At 69.4% G+C, this 26,699-nt stretch carries 14 protein-coding genes; 6 read left to right on the forward strand and 8 right to left on the reverse strand.

Features of this window, described 5'->3' with window-relative positions; all coding sequences use genetic code 11:
* Positions 1–127: 127 nt before the first annotated feature.
* Both WME97_RS42100 and WME97_RS42105 read left to right on the forward strand, forming a co-directional pair.
* Positions 128–4,270: a hypothetical protein gene (locus WME97_RS42100; protein ID WP_437546305.1), complete on the forward strand. Its 4,143-nt coding sequence runs from the start codon at positions 128–130 to the stop codon at positions 4,268–4,270.
* The gene (locus tag WME97_RS42105; RefSeq protein ID WP_437546307.1) at positions 4,267–5,442 is read left to right on the forward strand and encodes a UDP-N-acetylmuramate dehydrogenase; all 1,176 of its coding nucleotides are present in this window, start codon (positions 4,267–4,269) and stop codon (positions 5,440–5,442) included. The genes WME97_RS42100 and WME97_RS42105 overlap by 4 nt, the downstream gene beginning before the upstream one ends.
* Before the next feature lie 39 nt (positions 5,443–5,481).
* Here the strand turns inward: WME97_RS42105 and WME97_RS42110 are convergent, their stop codons facing one another.
* A complete protein-coding gene (locus WME97_RS42110; protein ID WP_437546309.1) occupies positions 5,482–7,245 on the reverse strand; it encodes a trypsin-like serine protease in 1,764 nt (587 codons plus the stop codon).
* A 747-nt stretch (positions 7,246–7,992) separates the two neighbouring features.
* Here WME97_RS42110 and WME97_RS42115 point away from each other — a divergent pair.
* Together WME97_RS42115 and WME97_RS42120 are read left to right on the forward strand one after the other, a co-directional pair.
* The gene (locus WME97_RS42115; protein ID WP_437546311.1) at positions 7,993–8,856 is read left to right on the forward strand and encodes a nicotianamine synthase family protein; all 864 of its coding nucleotides are present in this window, start codon (positions 7,993–7,995) and stop codon (positions 8,854–8,856) included.
* Positions 8,853–9,725, forward strand: coding sequence for an ATP-grasp domain-containing protein (locus tag WME97_RS42120; RefSeq protein WP_437546313.1), 873 nt, complete (start codon positions 8,853–8,855; stop codon positions 9,723–9,725). Before WME97_RS42115 ends, WME97_RS42120 begins: the two co-directional genes overlap by 4 nt.
* Here WME97_RS42120 and WME97_RS42125 read toward each other — a convergent pair.
* From WME97_RS42125 to WME97_RS42135, 3 genes are read right to left on the reverse strand one after another with little or no spacing between them, the layout of a single operon-like run.
* The gene (locus tag WME97_RS42125; RefSeq protein ID WP_437546315.1) at positions 9,718–11,847 is read right to left on the reverse strand and encodes a 2-aminoethylphosphonate--pyruvate transaminase; all 2,130 of its coding nucleotides are present in this window, start codon (positions 11,845–11,847) and stop codon (positions 9,718–9,720) included. The two genes, WME97_RS42120 and WME97_RS42125, sit on opposite strands and share 8 nt — an antisense overlap.
* A gap of 25 nt (positions 11,848–11,872) precedes the next feature.
* A complete protein-coding gene (locus WME97_RS42130; RefSeq protein ID WP_437546317.1) occupies positions 11,873–12,895 on the reverse strand; it encodes a TauD/TfdA family dioxygenase in 1,023 nt (340 codons plus the stop codon).
* 52 nt (positions 12,896–12,947) lie between these two features.
* Complete coding sequence (locus WME97_RS42135) at positions 12,948–13,985, reverse strand: TauD/TfdA family dioxygenase (protein ID WP_437546319.1); 1,038 nt, start codon at positions 13,983–13,985, stop codon at positions 12,948–12,950.
* Between the two features lie 174 nt (positions 13,986–14,159).
* Between WME97_RS42135 and WME97_RS42140 the strand changes: the two genes are divergently transcribed.
* Positions 14,160–14,744, forward strand: coding sequence for a hypothetical protein (locus tag WME97_RS42140; protein WP_437546320.1), 585 nt, complete (start codon positions 14,160–14,162; stop codon positions 14,742–14,744).
* A 469-nt stretch (positions 14,745–15,213) separates the two neighbouring features.
* Here WME97_RS42140 and WME97_RS42145 read toward each other — a convergent pair whose 3' ends face one another.
* Positions 15,214–15,741, reverse strand: a complete 528-nt coding sequence (locus tag WME97_RS42145) for a hypothetical protein (protein WP_437546322.1) — start codon at positions 15,739–15,741, stop codon at positions 15,214–15,216.
* A gap of 315 nt (positions 15,742–16,056) precedes the next feature.
* A complete protein-coding gene (locus tag WME97_RS42150; RefSeq protein WP_437546324.1) occupies positions 16,057–16,275 on the reverse strand; it encodes a transposase domain-containing protein in 219 nt (72 codons plus the stop codon).
* Between WME97_RS42150 and WME97_RS42155 the strand changes: the two genes are divergently transcribed.
* Positions 16,262–16,627 (forward strand): transposase domain-containing protein, encoded by a 366-nt coding sequence (locus WME97_RS42155; RefSeq protein ID WP_437546326.1) that lies wholly within the window; start codon positions 16,262–16,264, stop codon positions 16,625–16,627. The two genes, WME97_RS42150 and WME97_RS42155, sit on opposite strands and share 14 nt — an antisense overlap.
* A 284-nt stretch (positions 16,628–16,911) precedes the next feature.
* On the opposite strand, the gene WME97_RS42160 is transcribed toward WME97_RS42155, so the two are convergent.
* Together WME97_RS42160 and WME97_RS42165 are read right to left on the reverse strand one after the other, a co-directional pair.
* The gene (locus WME97_RS42160; protein WP_437546328.1) at positions 16,912–17,508 is read right to left on the reverse strand and encodes a hypothetical protein; all 597 of its coding nucleotides are present in this window, start codon (positions 17,506–17,508) and stop codon (positions 16,912–16,914) included.
* A gap of 13 nt (positions 17,509–17,521) precedes the next feature.
* Positions 17,522–26,620, reverse strand: a complete 9,099-nt coding sequence (locus tag WME97_RS42165) for a SpvB/TcaC N-terminal domain-containing protein (RefSeq protein ID WP_437546329.1) — start codon at positions 26,618–26,620, stop codon at positions 17,522–17,524.
* Between the last annotated feature and the right edge of the window lie 79 nt (positions 26,621–26,699).

The raw sequence follows: 26,699 nt of genomic DNA on the forward strand, positions 1-26,699 counted from the left end.
CGAGGCGGGCCTCGGAGGTCGGGCAGATCGCGGCGGCCTGCGGAAGTTCACCTTTGCGTCGGCAATCCCAGGCCCGTAAGGAACGGCGGACAGGCACCGCGCGCGCGGCGCCGTGGAGACGCCGATCGTGACCACCCACCCCCGCAGCCCCAGGAGCGGCGGCGAGCGCCCCGGGAGCCCTCGCCTCGCCGAGCGCCCCCTCGTCGCTCGCCGCCCCCTCCACGTCGCTCGCCGCGCCGCCCTGGCGCTCCCCCTCGCGCTCGCCGCCGCCGCGCTCGCCGCGTGCGCCCCTCGAGGCGCGGCATCGCCGCTCCCCGCCGACGCGCCGCTCCCCGCCGCGTTCTCGGCCGCGCTGGAGGCCGAGATCACGAGCTCCGCCGCCGCCGCGCCGTACCTCGACGCCCTCGACCGCGCCGTCGAGGCGCCGAGCGACGACGGCGCCCTCGCCACCGTGATCGCGTCGCTCGACGCGCTCGTCTTCGGCGCCGGCACCGCGGGCGGCCCCGATCCCGACGCCGCGGCCATCGCCTTCCGCTCGCGCGAGGCGCTCCCCGAGGTCGCCCGCCGGCTCCAGCGCGCCTGGGCGTTCGCGGACGTCGACGGCCGCGGCGCGCCGGAGATGCCGTTCGTGCGCGGCGCGCTCGCGAGCGCCCTCCACCGCGTCGCCCTGTTCGTCGGCGACGAGGCCGCGGCGGCGACCTGGAGCGCGCGCCGCGGCTGCGCTGGTGAGGCCGCCCTCGTCGGCCCGCTCGACGCGGCGCCCCTCCACGGCCTCGCCCGGCCGTCCCCCGTGAGCTCCGCGCCGGGCGCGCCGCTCGCCAGGGCTTACCCCGGGCTCGCGCCGTTCGCGCAGAGCGCCTCGCCCATCGTCGTCCGCGCCGACGCGTGCGCCATCGACATCGACGCGGTGAGCGCCCTCCAGGGGACGCGCGCCGTGGTCGTCGACCTCCACAACCCGATCGCCCAGCGGGTGAGCCTCGCGCTCGCCTCGTCGTCCGCCGCCGTGCTCGAGGTGGGCGGCGTGCCCGCCCTCCACCGCGACTACGCGGCCGGCGGCGCGCAGGTCACGCGCTTCGCGACGGTCGAGGCCCAGCCGGGGACGCTGCGCGTCGTCGTGCGCGTGGCGCAGAAGGGCGACGGCGACGCCATCGAGCTCACCGCGTGGGGCGAGAACGGCCTCCCGCTCCGCGCCCGCGCGCCGCGCCCCGGCGCCGCCGCGACCGCGTCCGCGTCCCGGCCCGCCGCGGTCAGCCTGGCGCCGGCCCCGGCGTCGCGCGGCGCCGCCGGCCAGCGCCCCGGCGCGGCGAACGTCGAGGTCGCGGCCGCGGCCCTGCTCGCGCTCGGCGACGCGCGCGCGGCCGAGCACCTCCTCGACCCCGACGGCGACGGCCGCCTCCACCAGAGCGACGCGCGCTCGCCGGCCACCGCGCCGCCCCCGGCCGCCCCCACGCAGCGCTCGCCGGCCGCCGCGCCGCCCCCGGCCGCCCCCACGCAGCGCTCGCCGGCCGCCGCGCCGCCCCCGGCCACCGCCGCGCCGCGCTCGCCGCGCCTCGATCTGCTCTACGCGAGGGCCATCCGCCGCGTGGGCGACCTTCCCGAGGCCGAGGTCGTCGAGCGCATCCGCGCCGCCGTCGATCGCGTGCTCGCCGCGTGGCCCGCGTCCTGGGAGGCGCGCCTCTACAAGGCGGAGCTCGCCGAGCGCCGCGGCGGCCGCGGCGAGGGCACCATGGACGCCCTCCGCGAGCTCGGCGTCCGGGTCGCGCCCCCCGGGCCGGCCGGCTTGGGCGCGCCCGCCGTCGCCAACGCCGATCGCATGGTCCTCGCGGAGCTCGCGGTGGCCGCCCGCCGCGCGAACGTCACCGACGTCGCCGAGGCCGCCTACGCGAAGCTCGCCGCGGCGGCGCCCGGCTCGACGCTGCTCGCCGTCGTCGACGACCGCATCCACGGCCGCGCCGGCGTCGACGCGGTGAAGGCCGCCTGCGAGGGCGGGCTCGATCGCTCGAGCGCCGCGTGCCTCGGCGCGCTCCTCGACGCGAGCGACCGCGACGCGGTCCTCGCCGAGATCAAGCGGCTGCGCCGGCTCCGCCGCGCGCCGGACGCCCTGCGCGAGGTCGAGCTCCGCGAGCGCGTCGCCCGCGGCGACCTGCGCGGCGCGCTCGCCGTCTACGACGCCATGCCGCCGGGGCAGCGGGTGATGCTCGAGGCGCTCGGCCTCGCCGCCGGCCGCGGCGACGCCCGCGCCGTGCGGGGCCGCCTCGCCCGCGACCGCACGACGGCGCGCGACACCCCCGCCGGGATCGGCCCCATCACCCGCGCCCTCGGCCTCGCGCCGGACCCGGCGCCGGCGCTCGAGGCCGAGGGCCGCAAGCTCGTGCTGGAGGACCAGCAGAAGGCGTTCCTCCCCGGCGCCGCGACCGCGGTGCTCCGCCACGTCGAGCGGTTCACGATCTCGCCCGACGGGCTCGTCCACTACGTCACGTACGACCTCCGCCGCGTCTCCGGCACCACGGACGTGGCCCAGGGCGCGGCCACCTACGGCCCGCTCATCGAGGGCCGCGCCATGCCGCGCCTCCTGCGCCGCCGCATCCACAAGCGCGACGGCCGCATCCTCGCGCCCGACGCGGCGTCGAACGCCGCGCAGGACCAGAGCGACCTCTCCCAGCTCGAGCAGGGCGACTACGTCGAGCAGGTCACCGAGGGCCACGCGCTGCCGGGCGACGGCGGCCAGCTCGTCATCGACACGTGGGACCTGCTCCCCGAGCGCACGAGCGTCCGCGAGGCGACGATCGAGGTCAGCCGCCCGACGTCGCTCCGGCTCGCGCTCTGGTCGCACCCGCTGCTCGGCGCCGCGGAGCAGCGCGCCGAGGGCGCCTCCACGATCAGCGTCTGGCGCATCAAGGACCAGCCGCCGCGGCGCATGGAGGACGGCGTGCCTCGCGTGGAGATGGGCGTCGGCGTCAGCCTGGGGACGCAGACCTGGGGCCACGTGGCCGCGGCGCTCGACGAGAACATCCGCGCGCTCGAGGACCGCGATCCCACCATGACCCGCTGGGCGCGGGAGGCCGCGGGCGCCGACCGGACGCCGTCGCCCGCGCTGCTCGAGCGCGTCGTCGCGGCCGCGGGCAAGGCGGTGAAGGTCGCCGGCGGCGTCGAGCTCTCGGACATGGCGGCGCTCCTCGGCGGCGGCCCGCAGCGCACGACGGCGCGCGCGATGATCGAGCTCGGCCAGGGCAGCCGATCGTGGGTCGTCTACCGCGCGCTGCGCGAGCTCGGCGTGCGCGCCGATCTCGCGATCGCCGAGACCGAGCCGTTCAGCTCGTCGGCGGACTTCCCGCCGCACGCGGGGCGCTTCCGCCACCCGCTCGTGATCGCCCGCCTCCCGGGCGGCGACGTGTGGATCGACGCCGACGTCGAGGGCCCGCCGCTGCCCCCCGGCCGCATCAGCCCCGAGCTGCGCGGCCGCGCCGCCATGCTGCCGAACGGCGAGCTCGTCACCGTGGCCGGGACGAGCGGCGAGACCGGCGACGAGGTCGACCTGCGCCTGACGGTCGACGCGCAAGGTAACGCCTCGGGAACGTTCACGATTCTGCTGCACGGGCGGGCGGCGCAGGCGCTCTCGGAGGCGTTCGAGACCGTGGTGGGCACGGCGCGGCGCGAGATGCTCCGGGGCGTCGTGCTCGGCTGGCTCCCGTGGGCCGACGTCGAGGACGTCGTCGTCTCGTCGACGGAGGGCTCGTGGGAGGTCGCGCTCCGCGCCACCGTGACGATCCACGGCTTCGCGCAGCCGGCGGGCAAGGACGCCGCGGCGTGGACGCTGCCGGGGCTGGAGCCGGTGCACCTCGTGTTCCCGCGCGCGTACACGAGCACGCTCGGCGCCTCGTACGCCTCGCGGGGGGCGCGCAAGAGCGCGCTCGCGATCGAGACCGCGCTCCAGTACCACGTGCGCCGCAGGATCGAGCTGCCCGAGGGCTACACGGTCGCGCGCGCGCCCGAGGGCGTGCGCGTCGAGCACGCGGGCCTCGCGGCGTCGCGCAAGGGCAGCTACGGCGCGGCGATCGAGGAGGACTTCGCGCTGAGCTTGCCGACGGGGACGGTGTCGATCGACGAGTACAAGGCGTTCGTCGAGCGGGTGCAGGCGGTCGACAGCGGCTTCATGGCGGGCATCCGGGTGGCGCGGCCGGCGGCGCCGGCGAGGCCCGCTGGCGGCGCGCAGGGGCCGGGCGCTGTCCGCGGCGGGGCGCGGCCGCAGGCGCCGGAGAAGAAGCCGTGAGCCTCGACGTCCGCGAGTCGGTCCCGCTGGCCCCGCTCACGACGCTCGGCGTGGGCGGGCCGGCGCGCTACTTCGCCGAGGCCGCCGATGAGGCCGCGGTGGTCGAGGCGTTCCGCTTCGCCGAGGCCCGCGGCGTGCCGCTCTTCGTGCTGGGCGGCGGCTCGAACCTGCTGGTCGCGGACCGGGGCGTCGACGCGCTGGCGCTGCGCGTGCGCGTCCGCGGGATCGAGCTGCTGCGCGGGCGCGGCGAGGACGGCGGCGGAGAGACTCGCGGCGGCGGGGTGGACGGTGGCGGCGGAGAAGCCGGGCGCGCCCTCGTGCGCGCGGGGGCGGGCGAGGCGTGGGACGACCTCGTGGCGCGCTCGGTCGCCGAGGGCTGGGCGGGCGTCGAGTGCCTGTCGGGCATCCCGGGCGACGTCGGCGCGACGCCTATCCAGAACGTGGGCGCGTACGGCCAGGAGGTCGCGGAGACGATCGTCGAGGTCCGGGCGATCGATCGCGCGACGGGGGCGGCCGTGGTCCTTTCCGGTGCGGACTGCGGCTTCGGCTACCGCGACAGCCGGTTCAAGCGCGCGTGGCGCGGGCGGTACGTCATCACGGCCGTCACGTTCGCGCTGCGCCCGGGGGGCGCCGCGACGGTGCGCTACCCCGAGCTCCAGCGGGCGCTCGCCGCGCCTGCGGGGGGCGCCGCGCCGCCGCTCGGCGAGGTGCGCAGCGCGGTGATCGCGCTCCGCCGTGGCAAGTCGATGGTGCTCGATCCGGCGGACGAGAACGGCCGGAGCGCGGGGTCGTTCTTCATGAACCCGACGCTCGCGCCCGGCGCCGCCGCGGGCGTCATCGCGCGCATCGAGGCGGCGGGCGTGCTCGCGCCCGGCGAGGCGATCCCGCGGTATCCGGCGGACGGCGGCCGGGTGAAGCTGTCCGCGGCCTGGCTGATCGAGCGCGCCGGCTTCGCGAAGGGGACGCGCCACGGCGCAGCGGGCATCTCGACGCGCCACACGCTCGCGCTGGTGAACCGCGGCGGCGCCACGGCGGAGGAGCTGCTCGGCCTCGCGCGGCGCGTGCGGCGCGGCGTGCTCGATCGCTTCGGCGTGGCGCTCTCGGCCGAGCCCGATCTGGTGGGGTTTGCGCCCGGCGAGATCGACGATCTCGTCGGCGGCGCCCACCTGTAAGAGGGGCCCCCGGGCGACCGAGGACCCCTCCTCGACAGCTCACCGCCCGGCGTCGTGGAGCATGCCCTTGATCGCCCAGCCGCTGTCGACCTGGCGCGGGTACAGGTCGCCGACGAAGTGCGCGCCGTGCATCAGCCAGATGCCGACCTGGCCGTTCGTGTGCCGCCAGACGATGTCGTCGCGGCGATCGTGATCGAAGTCGCCGACGCCTTGCACCTGCCATGCGAGGTCGCCGGGCCCGTGCGCGTTGTTGTACGAGGGGGAGTCGAAGCCCTGCTCGCCGCCGAACCAGATGGCGAGCTGGCCAGTGGCGTCCCGCCACAGGATGTCCGAGCGCAGGTTGCCGTCGAAGTCGCCGATGGCCTGCACCTTCCAGAAGAGGCTCGGGTCCTGGCCGCCGGGGTTGGCCTCGCCCACCCGCGTCCCGCCCGACATGAACCAGATGGCGACCTGGCCGTTCGTGTTTCGCCACAGGATGTCCGAGCGCGCATCGCCGTCGAAGTCGCCGACGCCCTGCACCTTCCACGCGTTGTCGACCGGCGCGGGCTGGTTGTTGTAGCCGGGATAGGCGGCCTGGGCGGCGTCGCCCTTGAACCAGATGGCGAGCTGGCCGTTGGCGTCGCGCCACAGGACGTCCGAGCGCCCGTCGCCGTCGAAATCGCCGACGCCAGCCACCTTCCAGAAGAGGCTCGGGTCCTGGCCGCCGGGGTAGGCCTGACCGACGACGGCTCCGTCATTCATGAACCAGATGGCGACCTGACCATGGGTGTGTCGCCAGAGCAGGTCGCTCTGGCCGTCGCCGTCGAAGTCTCCGGAGCCCTGGATCTTCCAGGAGAGGCTCGGGTCCTGGCCGCCGGGGTAGGCCTCGCCGACGATGTCGCCGCCGTCCATGAACCAGATCGCGACCTGGCCATTGGTGTGCCGCCACAGCAAGCTGGTGCTGGCCGAGCAGGAGCACGTGTCGCCGTCGCCTCTGCACTGGTTCGAGGGTGACGACGGGCACATGTGCGACTTGATCCAGTCGAACTCGGAGCCCGTCGTGACTCCCTTGCTGACCCAGCCGTGGGTCGCCGTCCACGTATGCATCGAGTGGACGGCGTAGAGCCGGCTCGCCTCGACGTTCAAGACGGCCCCGCCCGAGTCGCCGCCGCAGAAGACCTGGTCGTTGAAGCGCAGGATGTCGTGGCCGTCCTCGTACCCGCCGACCTTGGCGGCGTCGAAGTTCAGGGTGCCGAAGGGGGTGCTGCAGTCGGCGCCCGTGCGCCCGAAGCCGGCGATAGTGACCCGCGATCCCTCTGCGGGGTAATCGCTGGCCACGACGAAGGGCTTCACGTGCGCCGGCGCGACGCCGTTCAGCTTGATGACCGCGACGTCATGCTCGATCTGCCTCTCGGTCCATGACGGGTTGTAGTCCGGCTGGATCTTGGCCACGCCGCTCAGCACGCGCGGGCGCGCGCCCGGGGTCGCCGGGTCGGGGCGAAAGGTCACCGTCGCGTCCGTGGAGCAGCCGTTGCCGCCGACGTAGCCGTCCTCGCAGAAGCAATGCGCGGCGGTGAGGACCGTGTCCGCGGCGATGACCATGCCCGAGCAGCTCCCCTGCGAGCTCGACACCTTCACCATCGCGAGCAGATCGCCGGGCCCCGCCGGCGTCGGGTCGACGATCGGCGATGCGACCTGGGCCGTCTCCTCGAGGTCACCCGCCCCACCGGGGTCGGCCGCGCAGGCGACGAGCGGCGCCGCCAGCAAGGGACACAGCCAGCGCCGTCGACGAACATGAATTTGAGTCATCGGTTCAATCGTCATATCGCTACCCTCCTTTTCGCTTCGCCCGCCGTGGTGACGCGCGAAGGGGACACGCATCGGTTGCTCTGGCGCGCGCTCGCGCCCTCCGTCGTTAGAGGGCGTTCAGCGGGCCTCTTCAGCAACGCGTCGCTCTTCAGCCTTCAGCAACGCACGTGCCGGGCCGGGGCGGCGCTCGCTTCCGCGGATCGTCGATGCACAGGAGCGGGGAGGGACGCTTCTTCCGGCTCCCTCGCGAGCCCGTCGTCTCGAGCGAACTGTCGCCCCGGGAGGACCAGGTGTCTCCTCCACAGAGACAGGGCGAGTGAGGCATCACGCCAGGGTCCGGAGCTCCAGCGCGACGGATCCCTGCTCTTCCAGCACGAACGCGCCCCCGCGGAGGCGGGGTTCGGATCGGGACCTCAGGCCGCCGCGCCGAAGATGGCCGGCGCCAGGGCGTGGTATGAGCGCCCCGTGATCTCGGGGGAGAGCGCCGTCGTTTGCCTGCCGGCGCTGCAGAGCGGACAGCATCCCGTTCAACCCGCACTGCGCCCGCTGCGGGGCGACGCTCTCGGAGGAGCCAGCCGCCAGCACCCTGGATCTCTCGTCCAGCGGCGGGGGCGCGACCCCGGGCTCCCCGGCCGAGCCATCCGCGAGCGCGATCACCTCCGTCAACACCTATGAGCGCCGAGGCGGTCCCAGTTGTAGAGCACCTCGTTGATGCTTAACTTCCGACACATCTCCCCAACACGGTTCCAGGCGAGAAGGTTCATGCACTCAAACAAACATTCTTTCTTGGCTGAGTTGCGCGCCCTGAGCTCCGAGCTTGAAGAGCTTCGCCAGGAAGCCGGCCGCTGCGGCGATTTCGATCCCTTGGAAGAAAAGCTGGGCTCCCTTCGCCAGTTCGTCATGAACGCGGAGAACGCGTCGCACTGGCGGCGTTGGGAAGGCGATCTCGAGCTTCTTCACGCCGCCACGACGCTTCGCCATGTCCTGGATCGCGCTCTCTGCGACCTGGAAAAGGACCGTTCCCGCCACCTCTGCCAACGATTGGCAGAGGGAACCTTGCCTTTGGAAGCCTATCTGGACGCGACTTACACGGAGTTTCGGAGGTCGTTCCGGGCGGAATTGGCGGCTTCCGGGATAGGCCCAGAATCGAGGATTGTTGTCATAGGGGCCGGGGCGCTGCCCGTCACGGCGCTGCTTTTCGCCCGGGAAAGTGAGGCGGAGTTGCTGTGCCACGACATCGATCCTGAAGCGACCCGTCTCGCAAAAGAGCTTGTCATGCATCAGGGTCTGTCGGAGCGGATCCGGTGTAGCTGCCGTCCGCTAGAAACGATCCCTTGTGTCAGACAGGCGAGCCATTTCATCATCGCCGGATTGGTCAAGGAGAAGGCCGCCATTCTTCGGCAACTGGGCGGCCAGATGCACGGGCAGGCGAAGATCATCCTTCGCTACGGCAACGGCATCAAATCGCTCTGCAATTATCCGTTCGAGAAGGAGCTTTCCGGGTCGTGGCGCGTCACCCCGCTTCTCCATACCGGGGCGGTCTATGACGCTGTGCTTCTTGAGCGACACAACCGAAGCGAGGCGGGGGTGGTTGCCGCCGTCGACCAGAAGCAGGGTGTGCCGTGAAGCTGCTACTGGCGACCTGCACAAAGATCCCTCCCGAGGCAATCGGCTGCGATCTGGCGCTCAAGAAGGCCCTGGAACATCGGGGCGTGGAGACCGTCCTGCGCCCCTGGGACCAGATCAACCCGCAGGAGGAGGCCAAAGGCCACGCGGCGGGCGTGGTCGTCCGTTCCGTATGGGACTACACGGAACAGAGCGAGAAATTCTTTCGATGGATCCATCGATTGCGTGACGAGGCGATCCCCGTGATCAACGAGGTCGACCTGCTACTATGGAACTCGAACAAGCGATACTTGCTGGATCTCATCGCCCACGGAGTCCCCTGCCCGGTCACGCGCATCCTCGATCAAGATTCAGATATAGAAACCACGGCGTCCGAAATTCCCGGAGATCGGCTCGTCTTGAAGCCCTGCATCGGGGAGAGCGGCGTGGGCGTGACCCTCGTTGAGCGCCACCAGGTGGCCGCGCAGGCCGAGGCCCTCCGCACCGAAACGGGCCGGAACGATCTCTTGCTCCAGGAATTCATGCCGGAAATCCGCGAAGGCGAGCTGTCGCTCGTGTTTATCGACGGGCGGTTCGCCCATGGCGTGCGGAAGCGTCCCAATCCCGACGATTTTCGAGTGAACATGCGTTACCGCCCACTTGTTCCGGTGTCCGTCGTTCCCGAGGAGGAGCATGTGGCGGCCGCGAAAGAGGTCTTGCGGCATGTCCCTGGTCGTCCCGTTTACGCGCGGATCGACGGCATCCTGCGCGGTGGCCAGTTTGTCCTGATGGAGATTGAGGTCCTCGATCCCGCGCTTTATCTCGACATGGTCCCCGCGTCGGCAAATGCGCTGGTGGACGCCATCGTGGCGGCAATACCTCCTAGCTGATCCACGGCAGGTCCTTGTAGCGTGAATCGATTTCGCCGAGGACTTCGCGGATGACGTTCATGATCCTGCGGATGTCCGATTCGACCAGATCGCCCATGACACCGACGCGGAACGTTCCGGCGGCGGTCAGCCGTCCCGGGAAGATGGTGATCCCGCGCCGCTCCAGCGCTTCGTAAAAGGGCCGGAAATCATGCGCGAACGGCTCGGGAACATGGAAGGTCGCGATGATGGGGATGGCCACCTCGTCGGGGATCAAGGTCCGGAATCCCCATTGGCGGAAGCCGTCGATCAGGATGCGCCAGTTGCGCCGGTAACGTGCCCCGCGGGCGGCCACGCCGCCTTCCCGCCGGTGTCGTTCGCAGGCCCTGGCCAGGGCCGCGACAACGTGGGTTGGCGGCGTCCAGCGCCAGGTGCCGCTCTTCTCCATCGTGCTCCATTGGGCATGGAGATCGAGCGAGGGCGACATGGACCTGCCCGCCGAGGCGACCAGGGCGTCCTTGTTGACGAGGACGAGGCCGATGCCCGGGACGCTCTCCAGGCATTTGTTGGGAGAGATGATGAGCGCCTCGAGATCGAGCGTGGCCACGTCGATGGGAAAGCCGCCGAAGGAAGCGACGGCATCGATGATGAGGCGCTTGCCCCTGCGCCGGGCCACTTCCGCTACCATCTCGATCGGATTGAGCACACCGGTGCCGGTCTCCGCGTGGCACATGGCGATGTGCGTGATGGAGGGGTCGGCGTCGAGGGCTCTTTCCAGATCGTCGCGCGTTGGTAGCGGCAGCATCGGAAGGTCGAGGGTCGTGACCTTGAGGCCAATGCCCTCGGCGATCTCCCTGAGCCGGATTCCGTAGAAGCCATTCTGCACGATCAGGATCGTGCCGGTACGAGGCACCAGGGTCTGCATGGCCGCTTCGATGGCGTAGCTGGCGCTGCCTTGCAGGGGAACGCAGGCATGCGTCTCCGTGCCGTTGGCGATCTCGAGCAGATAGCGGCGGATCGCGGCGGTCATGTTGACGAAGTCGCCCGCGTAGGGGTTCCGGTCGAGCAGCATCGTCTCACGGATCTCCGTCGGGACCGTGAGGGGCCCCGGCGTGAGCAGGTAGTGGTCGTGTCGGCGATTCATTGTAGCTTCAAGGCACCCACCCTCAGCAATGGAAGCAGGGCCGCCCGTGGAGAGGGATCGGCCAACGGCTTCGAAAGCCGCCACGCCATTGAGCACCTCGTCCATGGGAATGGGATACGGGGCCTCTCCGGAGATGGCATCGGCAAAAGCCTCGAGCTCGGCGCGCTCCGTGGAGACAGCCTCAAAGGAAAAGGGGCCAGCTTTGCCTGCGAGGTCGACAATTTCGAGCGTGTCCGGGCCACGAATCTCCGCGGAACCCTGGGTCCCGAATACCTGAAGGCGAAATGTCGGCGCCGTGGCCATCATCGTCGTCACCGAGGCCGTGGCTCCGGAGGCCAGGGTGAAGAGGGCGGAGACGGTGTCCTCGAGAGGCCCCAGGGCCGGGATGCGCGAGGAGCCCACCGCGAACACGCCGGTGACGGGACCGCCGAGATGGATGATCGCGTCGATCAGATGAATGCCACCCCCGGCGAAGCCGCCCGCCGGATTCTCCTCCGCTGTCAAGCGCCATTGCCCGGGGGAAAATCGCCCGATGAGATTCGCGGTAAAGTTGCCTTCGATGTGACGAAGGGTGCCCAGGCCGCCCTCCCCGACGACGCTCTTCAGTTTGCGCATCGCGGGAAGAAACCGACGGTTGAACCCCGTGGCCACCACGACTCCCGCCGCCGAGGCGGCAGCGGAAGCCTGCACCGCGCTGGAGGAGGTGAGCGTGAACGGCTTTTCGACGAAGACGGGGCGCACCGCGCGGACGCAGGCCTCGATCTGCGCGGCGTGGAGGGAATGGGGTGTGGCGAGCACGATGCCCGCGATCGTCGGTTGGGCCAGCGCTTCTTCCAGCGACGCGAGGACCTTCATTCCCCGCGAGGCCGCCGCCTGTTCGATGCGCCCGGGAGCACGGCTGACCGCGGCGGTAAAACGGACTTTGGGGCTGACGCCCTGCACGGCATCCACGAGGAAGGTGCCCCACCGCCCAAGTCCGACGATTGCCAGGTCGATCATCGACGCCTTTCAGGTAGAGGTTCCGTCACGTGGCCGATACCAGCGGCGCTTCGCCGTTCTTGGCCGACACGTAGAACCCATCATGGGTGTGCAAGCGTTGCAAATGGGGATGGAGGGGACGGCGGTCCCCGGGATGCAACTTGAGCCAGAGCCGCAGGAGGAGCCGGCGCCGCCCGACTTCGGGCCAATCCTCGAAGGTGGAGCGCGAATGAAGGACTGTGTAGTTGCTCATCAACGAGGCTTCTCCCGGTTCCAGCATGAACTTGTAGGCGAACTCGTCGCTGTCGGCGATCTGCTGGAAATAGTCGAGCGCGTCCCGCTGAAGCTGGGTCATTTCCTTGTTCCTCGCGGCCTGCTCGACGAACGGCTTGACCATGAAGACGCTGAGCTGGCCCTCGACTTCGCTGAAGACCGGAACGCGGTAATCGGTTATCAGCGACCGCTCGCCCTGCGCCTCCTCTCCCTGCCAATGGACGTAGTAGCCGGCATGGAGCGGGGCGAGATATTCGGGGTGGGTCTCGACGATCTTGTCATGAATGGCGAGGGCGCTCGCGATTCCGCTGTGGCCGCCCAGCTTGGCCTTGCGGATCGCCAGAAGACCGACCAGCGCGCCGAAGTCGCTGTGCATGTCCAGGGGAATATTGGAGTTGTAGGCCCGCCCGCCCTCGCGATCGATGACCTGGTTCAGCCGGTCGCCGTGATGGCTCTGCTCAACCGGCACTCCGAGCTGCTTGCCCACGGCCCAGAACAACAATCCCATCTCCTCCGGCGTATAGGTCCCGACCGGCCAGCCGCGGATGATGACGACGCCGCGCTTGTGGAGGACTTCGTCGGCGATCCGGCGGATATCGTCGTGAATCTCGACGAGGGGAAAATCGCTCTCGGAGGCGGTCCGGAGCGTGAGGTTGCGTTTCCGCGCCTCATCCATGACCCTTTCGAACGCTCTCAGGTGCCGGGGCCCGAGATCGAAGGAGATCTCTTCTTTCGTCAGGTCCGAGGCTCTCCAGGCCCCGGGATGGCCAGTGTACCTTGCAAGGCTGTTGGACATGTCGATCTCCCGCGTGAAGGGTTGCAGGGAAAGAGGGCCAATCACCACCAGATCACTTCGCCGTCGGCGGGGAGAAATTTCCAGCCATTGTGTCGTAGAAGCGACGGATGCTCGAAGGGACCGGCTGCTTTTCCTGGGAGGTCCTCAGCCACAGCCGCAGGAGAAAGCGGCGGCGTTCCTGTTCCGGCCAGTCCTCAAAGGGAGCGCGGTCGTGCAGAATGGCGTAGTTGTTGACGAACAACGCCTCGCCCGCTTCCAGCATGAAGGTGAATTTCAGTTCATCCCCGACGGCATGAAAGTATTCGAGCGCCTCGCGCTGCAGCTCCGTGAGCGGTTCTTTCCGCTGCGCGACCGCCTGCTCGACCACCCTTTTGTTCATGAAAGAAACGCTGACCTGCCCGTCGAGCTCGCTGAAGAGGGGCACGCGGTAGTCGGGGTTGATTGGACGCTCACCCTTCTTCTCGTTGCCCGTCCAGTAAATGTAATAGCCCTCGTACAGAGGCGCCAGATATTCCGGATACGTGGCGGCAATGCGGTTATGAATCGCTATCCCGCTGGCCAGGCCGCTCAACCCCCCCGATCTGGCCCGCCGGATGGCCATCAGCCCCATGATGCCACCGTAATCGGTATGGAGCGTCATCGCGTTCTCGGAGGTGAACCCTTTGCCCCGCGTCCCCGGCACCAGCTGGGGAACATCGGTCACATAGCCGAGACGATCCCCTTTCCAGCTTTGGACGATGGGCTCTCCCCATTGCTTGCCCAGTGCCCAGTAGAGGAGAGCAATCTCCGCTTCCGTACAGCGGTCCATCGGCCATCCGCGAACGATGACCACGCCGCGGCCATTCAGGATCCTGTCGGCGATGAGCTGCACATCGTCCTGGATGTCCTCGAGCTGAAAATCCTCGTTGGAAGCGTTCTCGAGCGTGACGCTGCGCCTCCGGACTTCCTGGATCACGCGGTCAAAGGCCTCCAGGTGTCTGGGCCCGAGATCGAAGGCAACGTCGTCCTTGGTCAGGTTCTTTCCATCCCAGGCCCGGGGGTGTTTGATCTGTTTCGTTTGGATTCTGGAGGGAGCAAACCAGGTTTCCATGGTGGATCATCCTCTCGGGGGCGTGAAGCCGGCAAAGCTGACGAGATCGTCTTTTCCCGCCTGATCCTTTCGATAGTGCTGCGCTGTCGCCGCATAGTATACCGCCTCCCAGGCAACGTCATCATGGGATCCTGAGGGGGACCGGCATCAATCGCCTCGGACCAGAGCGCGTCCATGCTGTTGCGGGCCGGTGCAGGCAGCCGTCTTGGCAAGCTCGGCTCGAGAACTCCGCGGCGCGCACGTGCCGCCGCTGAGGCGACATCCACGCCGGGCAGCGCGGCCTCCGAGCGGTTCCCGAACACCGGCTTTGCGACAGCGCGCAGCCCCGAAGCGATCACCCGTCCGATACCGCGCACGCCGCTCGACCGGCTCTCGCCGAGCGAGATCCCCGCCCCGCTCCGCGCGCAGGGCTCCGGCGCGCAGGACGCGCCCGGTGCGCTCGGCCTCGCCCACGTCGCGCTCGATGGCGACTGGATCCATCCGCGGAGGGGCGTGCATGGCGAGGACTTCGCGGGCCGCGGCGGCTTTCGCGTCGTCCCGGTGTTGCCCCGAGACGCTCCGCGCCCCTCCCCTGCTCCGCCGGACAGCTCGCCGGCCGAACCGATGATGTTTTCGCGCGAGGTCTGGGCGGCGCTCCGCGCCGGCACGCTCGACGCGGGCGGCGCTCTTCTGCACGAGGGTCGCCGCCACGACGTGCCATGGTGGTTTAACGGGCGCTTCTTTGCCGCGCGGCTGCTGCCGGTCGACGAGGCCGTCTAAGCCCCCGAGCTCCCGCCGGCCGATGAGGGCATGTGACCCGGACCGCGCCCCGCCCATACACGCAGAAGCACAGCACCGCTCCCGTCCTCGTCCCGGCCTCCGCGCACGGCTCGACGAGGCCACCCACGCTCCGGAGCCCGGCGCGATCGCCGTGGTCGTCATGTCCGCGCGCGGTCGGCTCTCCGGCCGAACCGCGGCTCTCGTCATCGCGACGCACCGCGAATTCATGGCGTCCCGGGGCCGGCAGACGTCTTCCCGCTCCAGGGCAAGCCGCGCGAGCTCGCAGCCGCACGCAACGCGCTCGAGCGCCGCTGAGACCCGGACTCACGTCAACGGTCGGGAGCCGTCCCCCCACGGTGGGGTCGAGCCGCGCGCCCTCCTCGAGCTGATCTGGACGGTGATCCCCACAGACGCGGCCGCACGCGCCGTATACGGTTCATGACGAACGCGAGGGTGTAGCACGCATAGGTCACTCCCTGTCTACTCCACCGGCGCTCCACTCTCGGAAGAGCTTCCACGCGAGCATGAACGCTTCCGGGTCCGGAGGCCCCTCGTTCGCACTGGGAGCGAGAACCCCTGCACGTGTCCTTGACAGAAGATGCTCCAGCCATGAAAAAAGCGCGAATACCTGCTGCCCACCCCACTCTGCTCCCATGCGGTAGTCGAACGCGATGGTGTCCTGAAAGACGTGAACGCCGAGACACGGAATGATGACTTCGCAAGCGCTAGCTCCCTCGATTGCGAAGTGGAAGGGTGATGCTTGGCGGGTGCTAACCAGCAGAGCGGCATTGGGCACCTCGTCCAGTCCACGATCTGTTGTTGCCTGCGTGTCCCAGAATGTCGCATCTCGACTGACAATATGGGACCCGCGTCGAATCGACGAGTATAGGTCCGCAACTTCACCGTTTGTTAGGTTCTGAAGCTCGACGGTTGGAAGAGAGCCATCATTGGTCTCAAAGCACTGCCGCACACGGTTCCAGAGCATCTCGGGTGACATCTGCCTCACCTAGTACTATTCCACGAAACCACCGAAGGAGCCATCCGCATTGAACCGAGCACCTCTTCCATCAGGCGCGCTGACCTGCCAGCCCCCTCGGCCGAGGGGCGTTGTTGTTGACCCTGGGCTGGTCAGGATGTCATCCAACTGATCCTGTCCAGCCTTGTTCCAGTTTTCGGGTGGCCCCTTGGCGCCAGGAAACTTCGTGGTCCCAGGTCTCCCGCCGGTCCGATGCTTTGTAAGCGCTGCATGAAGCGCCGTCGGCCCCAACCTCGGTCAGCTGGTGCAGGATGGGGGGCGATGGAAGCGGTCCGGTCAGCTCGTCGTGCGCTGCTCTTCCGCGGGAAGCGGGGGCGGGACGGTGATCGGCCCGAGGGCGAGCTTCAGCTCGTCGGCGACGAGCCGGGTGCGGGTGCGCGCCCAGTACCTGGGGGCGAGCTCGAGGTAGCGGTCCCGCGGCCAGTAGGGCATCACGCGGATGACGTCGGCCAGGTAGGCCTCGGGGTCGAGACCGTGGAGCTTGCAGCTCGCCACGAGCGAGAAGAGGTTGGCCGCGGCAGAGGCGTGGTCGTCGCTGCCGAAGAAGAGCCAGGACTTCCTTTTATGTGGAGCTCCACATAACCGTAAGAACTGGCTCTTCGTTGGCAGCAAGGACGGCGCCGAGTGGAACGCCACCATCGTGTCGCTCATCGCCTCCTGCGCGCTGCACGGCATCGAGCCCTGGGCCTACTTGCGCGACGTGCTGATCCTGCTGCCCACCTGGCCGCCGGATCGAGTCATCGAGCTAGCTCCCAAGTCCTGGAAGCAGACCCTCGAGAACGCCGACACTCGGGAGCGGCTCGCGGCAAGTCCGTGGCCCCGGGCGCCGGACGCGGCGCCCAGCTGATCGATCCTCGGCATCGCCGGCTGCTGCCGCGGGCACCGATGCAGCGCCGCCGCCCGCCGGGCGCGCCGCTCGCCGGCTTTGGCGCCCTGGTGCCGCCTCTTCGGCGCTCACTCGGCCGACGCGTGGCCGCTGGGGCCTTGTCGATGGCTTGGCCCCGGCAGAGGCATCGGCGGCACGCGCGGTCGCCGCGCGCCCGCGGGTGACTTGCACGCGAGCGGCGACGTACCCGTGCAGAAATTTTCCCCTTCTCGGCAATCAAAATTTCATTTTCAAGCATCGCCTCACTATGCACCTTGGCCCGACATCACCAGCAAAGGTTCGTCGCACCGCAGCGACAGATGAACCATGAATGCGGCAACCATCCGACTCGGTTCGCAGACGACGGTATCCGTTTCATCGTTCACGTCGCCGTAGATCAGTGCACAACTCTCGACATCATCAGCAAGAACGACACCGTTGAGCAACCGCGACAGCGGCGTATCAAGGGCTTTCTGAAGCGAGCGCGGCCAATCGTCCTGGGAGAGGCCTTCGAGGCAATTGATGCGAGGAAGATCTGCGCGAACCTGCTCGATCAGCGGCTCTGGGAGCAGATCGAACACGGAATCTCCGAGAGTATCATCAATGGGAGACGCATTAATCTGGACGCAAAGAGCACTATGGTCCGTCAGGGGAAATCGCCCCCAGACACGACCGAAATCCATCATATCATCAGGCGACGTCCAGCCGGGAAACGTAAAGAAATCGCAGTAGAACCGTTCAGACGCGGCCGCCGCGGCCATGGCCCACGCCTTCGAGCATAGAAACGAGCGCTTCTCGATATAGGAATCAGACTGAATTCTATACTTCAGCACACAGCCGAGTCGACTAATCTCTTGGTTCATGGCGTTCTCCGAGCTATGGGTTCAGGGGCCCCTCTTTTCCTCTCTTTGGTGAGCCTCCCGTCGGGTTTGGGGAATATGGATGCGCAGTGGGAGGAGACCCATGCCCTGGACGCACGGTCCCGTTCGGAAATGTCGGCTGGGTGAAGCTCATGTCCCTGGTGGGATGGATGCCGCCGTTGCCGAACTCCTTGGCGCCGTAAAGCCTGCCGTTCGCATCCCATCGCAGGACCGTGTGAGGCCGCCCCCCCGCAGCCGGATCCGGACCACTCACGTGCGGGGGTCGCTGGCTCTCCTTCACCAAGGTTCCATCCGCATATCGCCCTGCGTAGCCATCGGGCTTTGCTGCCTTCGGCGCCTTGGGTGCGGCGGCTTTGACGCCGAGCTTTGGCCCGCCTCCTTTGCCCGCTGGGGTCACCATTGACGCGACAGGCTCAACCTTCTCGATGGCCCCACGGAGCGTCCCGCTCGGATCGACCGTATCGGCGGCATCCTTGATCGTCGCTATCGCTTGCTGCTGCATGTAGGCCTGAGCGAATGCAGCAGGATTGGTCATCACGCTGTACGCCGTGAGGGAGTTCTGGGCCATCTCGTGGCCAAGCTCCAGGCTCGACTTGCTGTTGTGGATGGGCTCATTGTGTCGAGGTGCGTTCGCGTACTGCGGCGTAAGGAGCACACCGACGGCTACGGCGGCGACAGCAACCCAGGCGAACTGGCCATCCTTGTCGATGCATACAACAGGGTTGTTGCCCGTATAGGTGTACAGCCAGAGGTTCGAGGGGCTGTAGACGCCGCCGTTCGGCGCCCCCCTCATGTACTGGTCCAGGATCGGATCCGGGCTCAGCCACACCCCGAGCCGCGGTTCATAGCTCCGCGCCCCGTAGTGGTAGAGCCCCGTCGACAGATCGAGCTCCTTCCCGGTGAACAGGTACGGCTGCCGGTTCTGGAACCGCGAGTCCGTCTGGTCCGCCCACAGCTCCCCGCTCGGCAGGTACTCCACGTGCTGGCTCAGCGCCTGGTCCTGGTCGGTGACGTACTGCGTGCTCCCGAGGTGGTCCGAGTGGTAGTACAGCACCGGCGGCCTCTGGAACCAGTCCGCGTCGATCTTGCTCGCTATCCGCGTCTCGCCCGCGAACAGGTGCTTCGTCGCGATCACCCCGTTGCGCACCACGAGGTGCTGATCGACGTACGCCGTCTCCTCCTCCCCGGCGACCCCGTGCCGATGCACCCGCCGCTCGCCCGCACCGTCGTACAGCGCACGCGACATCTCCTGCCCGTTCTCACTCACCGACACCAGCCGGTTGTCCTCGTCCCAGCTCAGCGTGCGCTGCAAGTTGTTCCGGTACTTCCACTGCTTGTGGTTGCCGTTCGCGTCGTACGACAGCTCCCTCAGCCGCGGCTGCGACTCCGCCGGCACGTACTCGTCCACCTGGGTCGCCGCGTGCGGCCTCGGCCCGGTGTAGCGGTAGTCGTTCCGGTACGTCCTCTCCCGAATCGGATACTGCAGCTGCCAGTTGTCCGGCCCGACCCGCCCGTACCGGGCGACCTCCTGCCGCTTCGCCGTCGCGTTCCCGAGGACGTCGTAGTCGATGCCCAGCGTGTACCGCTCCTGCTCGTTTCCCCGCTCCTGGTAGCTCCCCGACGCCTCCGTCAACTGGTTCAGGTCGTCGTACGCGAACCGCTGCTGCGTCCGCGCCACCATGACGGCCCCGCCCAGCGACTCGTCGAACGGCACCTCGTTGTTCAGCTCCCGGATGTTGCCGACGAGGTCATACCGGTAGCGCAGCCGCTGGAACGGCCTCGGCGGCCGCCCCATCGACCGCATCTGCGCGCTCCGGTGGTCCGCGTTGACCTCCGTCATCCGCCGCGTCGACTCGTCGTACCGGTACTTCGTCTCGATCCCGTTGCCCGCCACCACACGCACCCGCTGCCCGAACTCGTCATACCCGATATGCCTCAGGTACTCCGTCGTCCTCGGCTCGCTCGGGTGCTGCGGATTGACGCGCTGGTTCTCCCCGACCACCGACACCACCGCGCCGCCTCGGTCGTACCCGTAGCGCACGACCTCCTCGCCCGACCCCGGGAAGTGGATCTCCTGCATCCGTCCCAGCGCGTCGAACACGTACTTCAGCGTCGCCTGGTACGACCCGCGGTGCGGCTCGCGCAGCCTCGGGAACTCCGAGGTCAGCTCCGCCGTGTTGCCGAACCGATCGTAACGGAAGCTCCGCTTGCCCGCCGCGCTCGTCTCCTCCACCAGCCGCGCCGCTCGGTTGCCTTGCTCATCCCCGGCGTCGTCTGGCTCGCCGTACGTGTAGACCACGTCCTGCGTCACCGGATAGTCGATCTTCCGCAGCCGGTTGAAGTCGTACTCGTACCGGATCAGCTGCCCCCGCGCCGCGAGCTCCGCCGTCTGCTTGGCGCGAAGGTTCCCGACCAGATCGTACCGCCACTCCGTACGCCCAGCGTCGGGGCTCACCAGCGTCACCATCCGGCCCACCGAGTCGTACGTCGCCGTCGTCGCATTGTTGCGCGCGTCCGTCACCCGCACGAGCTCGCCGAGGGGGTTGTGCTGGTAACGCGTCACGATCCGCGTCTCCACCCCCTTGATCCGGTTGAACTCCTCCACCGCCGCGATCCGCCCGCCCACGTCCCGGTACGTGTTCCGCATCTTCGCGTTGGCGTCGATCACCATCTCCTGAAAGAGCAGCCGTCCTTCCAGCGCCACCAGGTCGTGCTCGATCGCCGTCCGCGCGTAGCCGCCCGGCGCGCTCGTGTCCGGCATGGCGACCTCCCGCACACGCGAGGCCGCGTCGTAACGCGTGAGCGTCGGCCGCAGCAGCGCCAGGCTCACGAAGGCCGTGCCCGGCTCCGCGCTGAAGCCCGGCTGCCCCTGCTCCACCACGCGGCCGAGCGCGTCGAACGCCACCGCCCCGCTGACCGTCATCCCGACCTCGGCGCCCGTTCCCGTGTCCCGCTCGTGGTCCTTCTTGGTCTGCAGCACGCGCCCCAGCCCATCCGCGAACGTCATCGTCACGATCGGATCGCCTGGGTGCTCCACGTCCCTGTGGCTCGTCTTCGCCCACGCCGGCAGCGCGGCGGTCTGGTCCGGCTGAAGCGCGTACTCGAACCCGATCGTCGGCTCGCCCTCGCCCACGAGCGCTTCCGGATCGTACACCGTCGTTGGCGTGCACCCGACTGGCCCGGCGTCCTCGCCGTCCTCCGCGAGGTCGCTCGGCCCCCAGACCTCGGTGAGCCGCCCGAAGTCGTCCACCCGGTGCACCATCGTGTGCCCGTTGACGTCGGTCTCCTGCGCCACCGTGCCATACAGCAGATTCGGCACGCTGTTCGAATGGTACCCGAAGCTATCGCTCGCGCACGTGCGGTAGCTGTGCGTGACCTCATCGTAGCTGTAGGTCAGCTTGTAGCTGTTCGGGTCGGTCGACGTCTCGAGGTTGCCGAAGTCGTCGAACTCATAGCTCCACGTGGCCTCCGCGTTCGCGTAAGTCGTCCCATCCGCCCGCTTGCCGCCGGAGATGACGTTCGTGACGGTGTGCAACGCGCCCGTTCCCGTCCAGTACGTCGCCGTTCGCCGGCGCAGCACACGCCCCTGCTCGTCCGTCGTCTCGACGAGCTCCGGCTTCACGATATAAGCCGAGCCAGGCTCCGTGTAGTCCACCCTCTGATGCACGTTGTCGTCCGGCGTATCGGCCTCGCCGTCAGCGTGCAGCTCGATCAGGTTGCCGAGCTCGTCGAAGACCCGCGTCTCGCGCGTGCTCTTGTGCGGCGCGCTCGGGTCGTCGGTCGTCCCCTCGTAGAACGCGCTCCTCCGCTCCGTCTCCTTGGGGAAGAACCAGCCCACCCTGGGCTCCAGCCCCTCGGGCGGCGGCGCGTAGTCTACCTCGTTCACCGTGTAGAGCAGCCCGTCGCCGTCGCGCAGCGTCGAGCGCGCTACCAAGCCGCGACGGTAGACGTCGTGGTTCAGGTGCTCGACGTCCTCGCTCGACATCGCCGTGACGCCATCCTCGCCGAGCGCCGTCGTCGTCACGAGCCCGTACCCGAGCTCGACCCGCTCCTCCCGGTCGTAGACCCCATCCGCGTGCGTCGCGATGCTCGTCCGGTACGCATGCACCCCGTACACCCCCGGCGCGCCCTCCACGCCGTCGTGCACCGTCACCTCGCTCATCACCCACTGGCTCGACGGCATATCGACCTGAGGCGCCCTGTCCATCTCGCCGAGCGCCCCTTCGCTCGGCACGACCAGGTTGCCCTCGCGCTGGTAGTCCAGCTCGATGCTCCCGCCGAGCGGCCGGCTCACCCGCCGCAAGAGGTTCGTCTTGCCGAGCGCGTTGACCCGCGCGTACACCGTCGCGTCGCCGTCCCGCTTGAGCACGTGATCCTGAAGCCCATCGCCGTCGATGTCCTCGAACGCGAGGTGCGATGAGCCGCCGCCTTCCGAGTAGAACACCGACCCGCCGACGCACACGAAGTAGCAGACATCGACCTTGAAGCTGCCCTCATAGCTCTCCGACCTGCGGAAGCTCACCGCGTCGCCCCCGCCCATGAACGCGTACTCCGGCGGATCGATCGACACACCCCACGCCCCCGCGGGCCAGGACTCCTCCGGCGCGAAGCGGCTCCCGAGGTTGAGCTGCACCCGGAACCACGGCTCTTCCGGGTCCTTCATCACCTTGTCCGGCAGCCCGTCGCCGTTCACGTCCGCGAAGTCCACCACGGTCCGCGCCGTCGTGTACGTGTACCCCGCGCCGGCGGCGGCCACGGTCGCGTCCACGCCGACGCCGACGCTGTTCGCGCCCGTGTCCTCCAGCCGCACCGCGTTCACCCCGGCCGCGTCCGTGAATTCGCTCAAGATGTCGCCGAGCGTCTCGCGCAGCGTTCCCGCGTTGAAGTCGCTCTTTTCGAAGCGCGCCCGCTCCAGCGGCGCCGGCCCCGCGAACCGATGCCCCAGGTTGAACGCCACCCTCATCACCCCGCTCTGGGGATCCTGCGTCACCTGGTCCACCAGACCATCGCCGTTGACGTCCACAAGATCCACGTGCGTGGCAGACAGGCCGTAGCTCGTCCCAACGCGGAATTGCGTGTGCAGGTACCCCTCGAAGCGCCCCTCGCTCGTGGTCTTGGAGATCGTCTGGATCTCGCTGTCGACAGTGACCGATGCGCTCCCTTCCAGCCGGATCGCACGGTGCTCGATCCGCCGCAGCGCTTCCGGCAGCGACCAGCTGTCCCGCGGCCCGAACCCTCGCCCCGTATTGAGCACCGCGCCTTCGCGCGTCACGCTGTCGGGCAATCGATCGCCGTTGATGTCGATGAGGTCCAGGTCCGACGTGGTGCTGCCGAAGCTGTAGCCCGCCCCCAGTGGCCCGAGGTTGGCGCTGATCTCCGCGTTCCACGTCTCCGCGCTGCGCAGCCGGCCGAGCTGACCGTCTCCCCGCCTCACCTTGCCCACGATCGACGGCTTGACCGCATTCGCCCCGACGAACGCCTCCGACGCGGCCGCGCCCCACACCGGCGCGCTCCCCTGCGGCAGCGGCACCGCGAGCGTGAAGCCGCGCTCCGGGTGGAGCGTCGGAAAGGCGATGTCCGCCTCCGAGAACGCGCGATCTCCATCGAGGAAGCCGACCGACCAGCCATGGAACCCGCCGGCCATCGGGTCCTCTGACCCGGCGCTCGCCGCCGCCTCGGGCGCGAAGACGCCGAGCGACACCGGCTCCCCGTCGATCGTCGCGTTCAGCGCGGCGCCCGTAGGCGGCACCTGCGCGAAGGCCGTGACGAAGATCGGCTCGCCGGCCTGGACCTCCAGGTCGATGTCCACGGGGAATGCCGTCCCAGCAGCGCTCGGCGCGGAATACGCCTGCTTGAAGAGCAGCCGATGCACGCCCTGAACGACCAGGGTCAGCGGCTGAGTGAATGTATAGGTCCCCGGCACGAACAGCATTCCCTCGAGCCGCGCTGTCCCCGTGCTCGGCGCGATCCACGGCCGCGGGCGCGTCGCATGCGACCACCTCGCGACAGGCATCGACACATGCGCCCGCTGCTCGATGAGCGCGAGCGGCAGCGGCGCGTCCCCGGGCCCATCGTTGTGCAGCGTGCAGCCGGTGCGGCCATTCGGCTGCGCGCTGCACTGCACTTGCCCGCGCCGCGGCGCGCCCGTCGCCCGGTCCACGCGCGTGTACTCCTCGTAGCGAACCACCGGGATCCATGCGATGCGCGCCGGGTCATCGGGCAGCTCCGCCTTCACCCGGAACCGGAGGCGATCGCCCGCGAGCACCGGGATCGCGTCGGGCAGCAGCGCGCCCATTTCGAGCCCGCCGGCGCCCGCATCGACGTGCTGCAGCGCCAGGATCGACTCCGCCGCGGCGCTGCCGCGCTCCCGCACGATCTCCACCCACAGCTCATCGCTCGTCGCCCACTTCGTGAGGTCGCCCGAGATCCGGACGCTGCCGTCGGCCGGCGCCACCCACGGCACGTCGGGCCGCCCCGCGAGCCGGTGGTCGTGGCTGTACTCGAAGCGGTGGATCGGCGCCCCGTCCGGCCCCGCCTGCGCGAGCTGCGTTTCGCTCACCTCGTAGGTGATCGACGGGCTCCACGAGACCAGGTCAGCCGCCGTGTCCACGCGCCGCTCGGGGTCGATCGCCGGCGCCGCGCTCACCCGGAAGTAGATCCGGTCGCCCGCGGCCACGTGCGTCGTGAGGACATCACCGCCGCATCGATGCGCGCCAAGGAGGCACGGAGTCAGCTCGTCTCCGTCGAGCACATCGTCGAAGAGCGGCTCGGCCTCGCCGCTCCGCACGATCTGCACCCGCACCCCATCGCCGCCCGCCTCCTGCTTCTGCAGCGCTCCGCCGATGCGGATGTCTCCCTCGAACGGCGCGATCCAGCGCAGCAGCGGATCGGCCGGATGCAAGTCCTTGCGCGCCGCCTGGGCCAGGTCGGGACGGCCGGACGGCGCGCCGCTCGTGTCGAGCGCGCCCCACGGCTGCTTGCTCCCGAAGCGGCCTCGCCGGTCGTTGAGCGCGGCGTAGACGCCCCCGAGCGGGCCGCCCGACACCAGATCAGGGTAGCCGTCGCCGTTGATGTCCGTGACGATCTGCTCGTCCTCGGTGCTGCTCCGCGTGTACCCCACCGAGCCGCTCAGCGCCGCGACGTTCAGCCCCGCGTACACGCTCCATCCCGAGCGGTCCGTCAGGCCGAGATCCCTGTCGAACAAGCCGAGCGCGCTCGCCGCCGTCACATGACTCCCGGACGCCGCGCGAAGCAGGTTCAGCCCGACATCGCCGCTGTCCTCCAGGAAGTCGGGCATCCCGTCGCCGTTGAGGTCGAACACGCTCTTGCGCACCGTCTCGTCGCCGAAGAAGCCGCCCCCGCCGACCGAGATCGAGAACATGCCGATGCCGAGCCCCACCGACGCGCTGCCGCCCGCGGTCGAGTCCTCCGTGCGCGACAGGCCGCTTTTCGCCTGGGCCTGTCCCCATGCCTCGGCCGCCTGCGCGAACGCCGCCACCTCGCCGGACGCGGTGCGGGGCGCCGTGAAGTACTCGAACGTATGCCGGTACAGCTCCTCGCCGACCGTCACCTGCCCGCCCGCCTGCCGCGCGCCTCGCCCGTGGAACGCGATGGCCTGCAGCAGGCGCTTGCCGAAATCGCCGTCGATGTAACGGAGCGCGTAGCTGCGGACCACGACGTCGCCGAACCGCACGTCCACACGCGAGAGCTGCTTTTCGGTCTGCTCCAGAAAGCCGGGCCTGCCGCTGAGCATGACGTCGGGCCGCCCGCTCTCGGACACGAAGTCCACGGCATAGGCCGCTTCGACCCCTCGTGACGCGTTCGCCGTGTACTCGATGCGCTCGGGGTGCACCTCGATGCGCGGCGGCGGACCGGCCTCGACCTCCCGATCATAGTGGACCCGCATCTGGTTGCCGAACGTGTCGCGCACCTCGTCGAGGTACCAGCGGAACACGTTGCGCGGCTGGCCCGGCCCCGGCTCGGGATCGTCGAGCCGCGCGTTCGCGTCGCGGCCATAGACAACCGTTGTCCCGTCCTTGTCCGTCACCTCCCAGAAGTAGCTGGCCGCCCCGGTGCCGTGCCGCACGATGCGGTCGAACCGCCCTTCCACCCGCCGCCGGAACAGGCACGGGTCGCCGCAGGCGCCGCCTTCGACTTGCACGAGCTCGCTCCCGTCGAGCAGGTAGCGCGGCGCCTCACCCGCCGCGTACGTCGGCACCCCGAAGCGCGTGTCGATCTCGATGCTCGACAGCCGCAGATCCCATCCCACGCCGAGCCAACCGTTGCGGTGCTCGCTGTCGTAGGCGATCGCGAGCGCCGGCTCGATCCCGTTGCGCCCCGGCGGGACCTCGATCGCATGGCTCAGCCGCGCAGCGCCGCTGGAGCTCGCCTCCGGCGGCGCGACCACCGTCACCGCGGCGAACGGGCTCCCCAGCGCGAGCCCCTTGATGCTGTTCGGATCGAAGCTGCGCGTGCCCGGCGCGTCCGGCATCGCGAGCGTGGCATTCACGAAGTCGGTGAAGTGGTCGGTCAGGCTCGCCAGCTTGCCCTTCGCGGCCTCGCCGTCCCGCGCGACGTGCTCCCACTGGCCCAGCGCCTCGTCGAAGTAGAAGCCCGTCACGTGCTGCGCGGTCATCCCCGGGGGAATCGCGTGCTCGTCATAAGGCAACGTCAGCCGCACCGGCTTCTTGAACCTGAGCCCGTGCGGCCCGAAGCGGTACCCTCTCCCCCCGGGCGTGACGTTGACCATCGCGCGCCCCATCGGACGCACCTCGCCCTGGTCGAGCGGGCGAATCGTGATCCTCACCGGCTCGTCCACCGCGCCTTGAGGGATCTCCAGCACGGCCCCCTCGAACGCCACCACCCGCGCCTTGTCGGGCAGCACCATCTCGCCGAACGGCGCCCCCACGTCCTCGACCGGCGGCGCATCGACCCGAGGCCCCAGGGACAGCCCCCCGACACCGTCGCTCGGCAGTCGGAAGGGAATCGAGGAGAGCGCTACCCCGCCGCCTGGCGGCGACAGCGGCACGAGCCGCGGCTCCGGAGGTCCTGCCAGCGCCAGGCCTTCATGCCCCCGCCCGAGCAGCAGCACCACCACACAGAACAAAGCAAGACGGCACAACCAGCCCGCGTGTCGCATTCGAGACACTCCCGACGCAAGGTCTGTTGAATTC

Origin of the sequence: Sorangium sp. So ce367 (assembly GCF_051520455.1) — a bacterium.
Classification (GTDB): Bacteria; Myxococcota_A; Polyangia; order Polyangiales; family Polyangiaceae; genus Sorangium; species Sorangium cellulosum_B.

Coding starts and splice junctions, on each gene's coding strand:
- WME97_RS42110 (WP_437546309.1), bottom strand. CDS start 7,245: ATGACGATTGAACCGATGACTCAAATTCATGTTCGTCGACGGCGCTGG.
- WME97_RS42115 (WP_437546311.1), top strand. CDS start 7,993: ATGCACTCAAACAAACATTCTTTCTTGGCTGAGTTGCGCGCCCTGAGC.
- WME97_RS42125 (WP_437546315.1), bottom strand. CDS start 11,847: ATGATCGACCTGGCAATCGTCGGACTTGGGCGGTGGGGCACCTTCCTC.
- WME97_RS42130 (WP_437546317.1), bottom strand. CDS start 12,895: ATGTCCAACAGCCTTGCAAGGTACACTGGCCATCCCGGGGCCTGGAGA.
- WME97_RS42135 (WP_437546319.1), bottom strand. CDS start 13,985: ATGGAAACCTGGTTTGCTCCCTCCAGAATCCAAACGAAACAGATCAAA.
- WME97_RS42140 (WP_437546320.1), top strand. CDS start 14,160: ATGCTGTTGCGGGCCGGTGCAGGCAGCCGTCTTGGCAAGCTCGGCTCG.
- WME97_RS42145 (WP_437546322.1), bottom strand. CDS start 15,741: ATGTCACCCGAGATGCTCTGGAACCGTGTGCGGCAGTGCTTTGAGACC.
- WME97_RS42160 (WP_437546328.1), bottom strand. CDS start 17,508: ATGAACCAAGAGATTAGTCGACTCGGCTGTGTGCTGAAGTATAGAATT.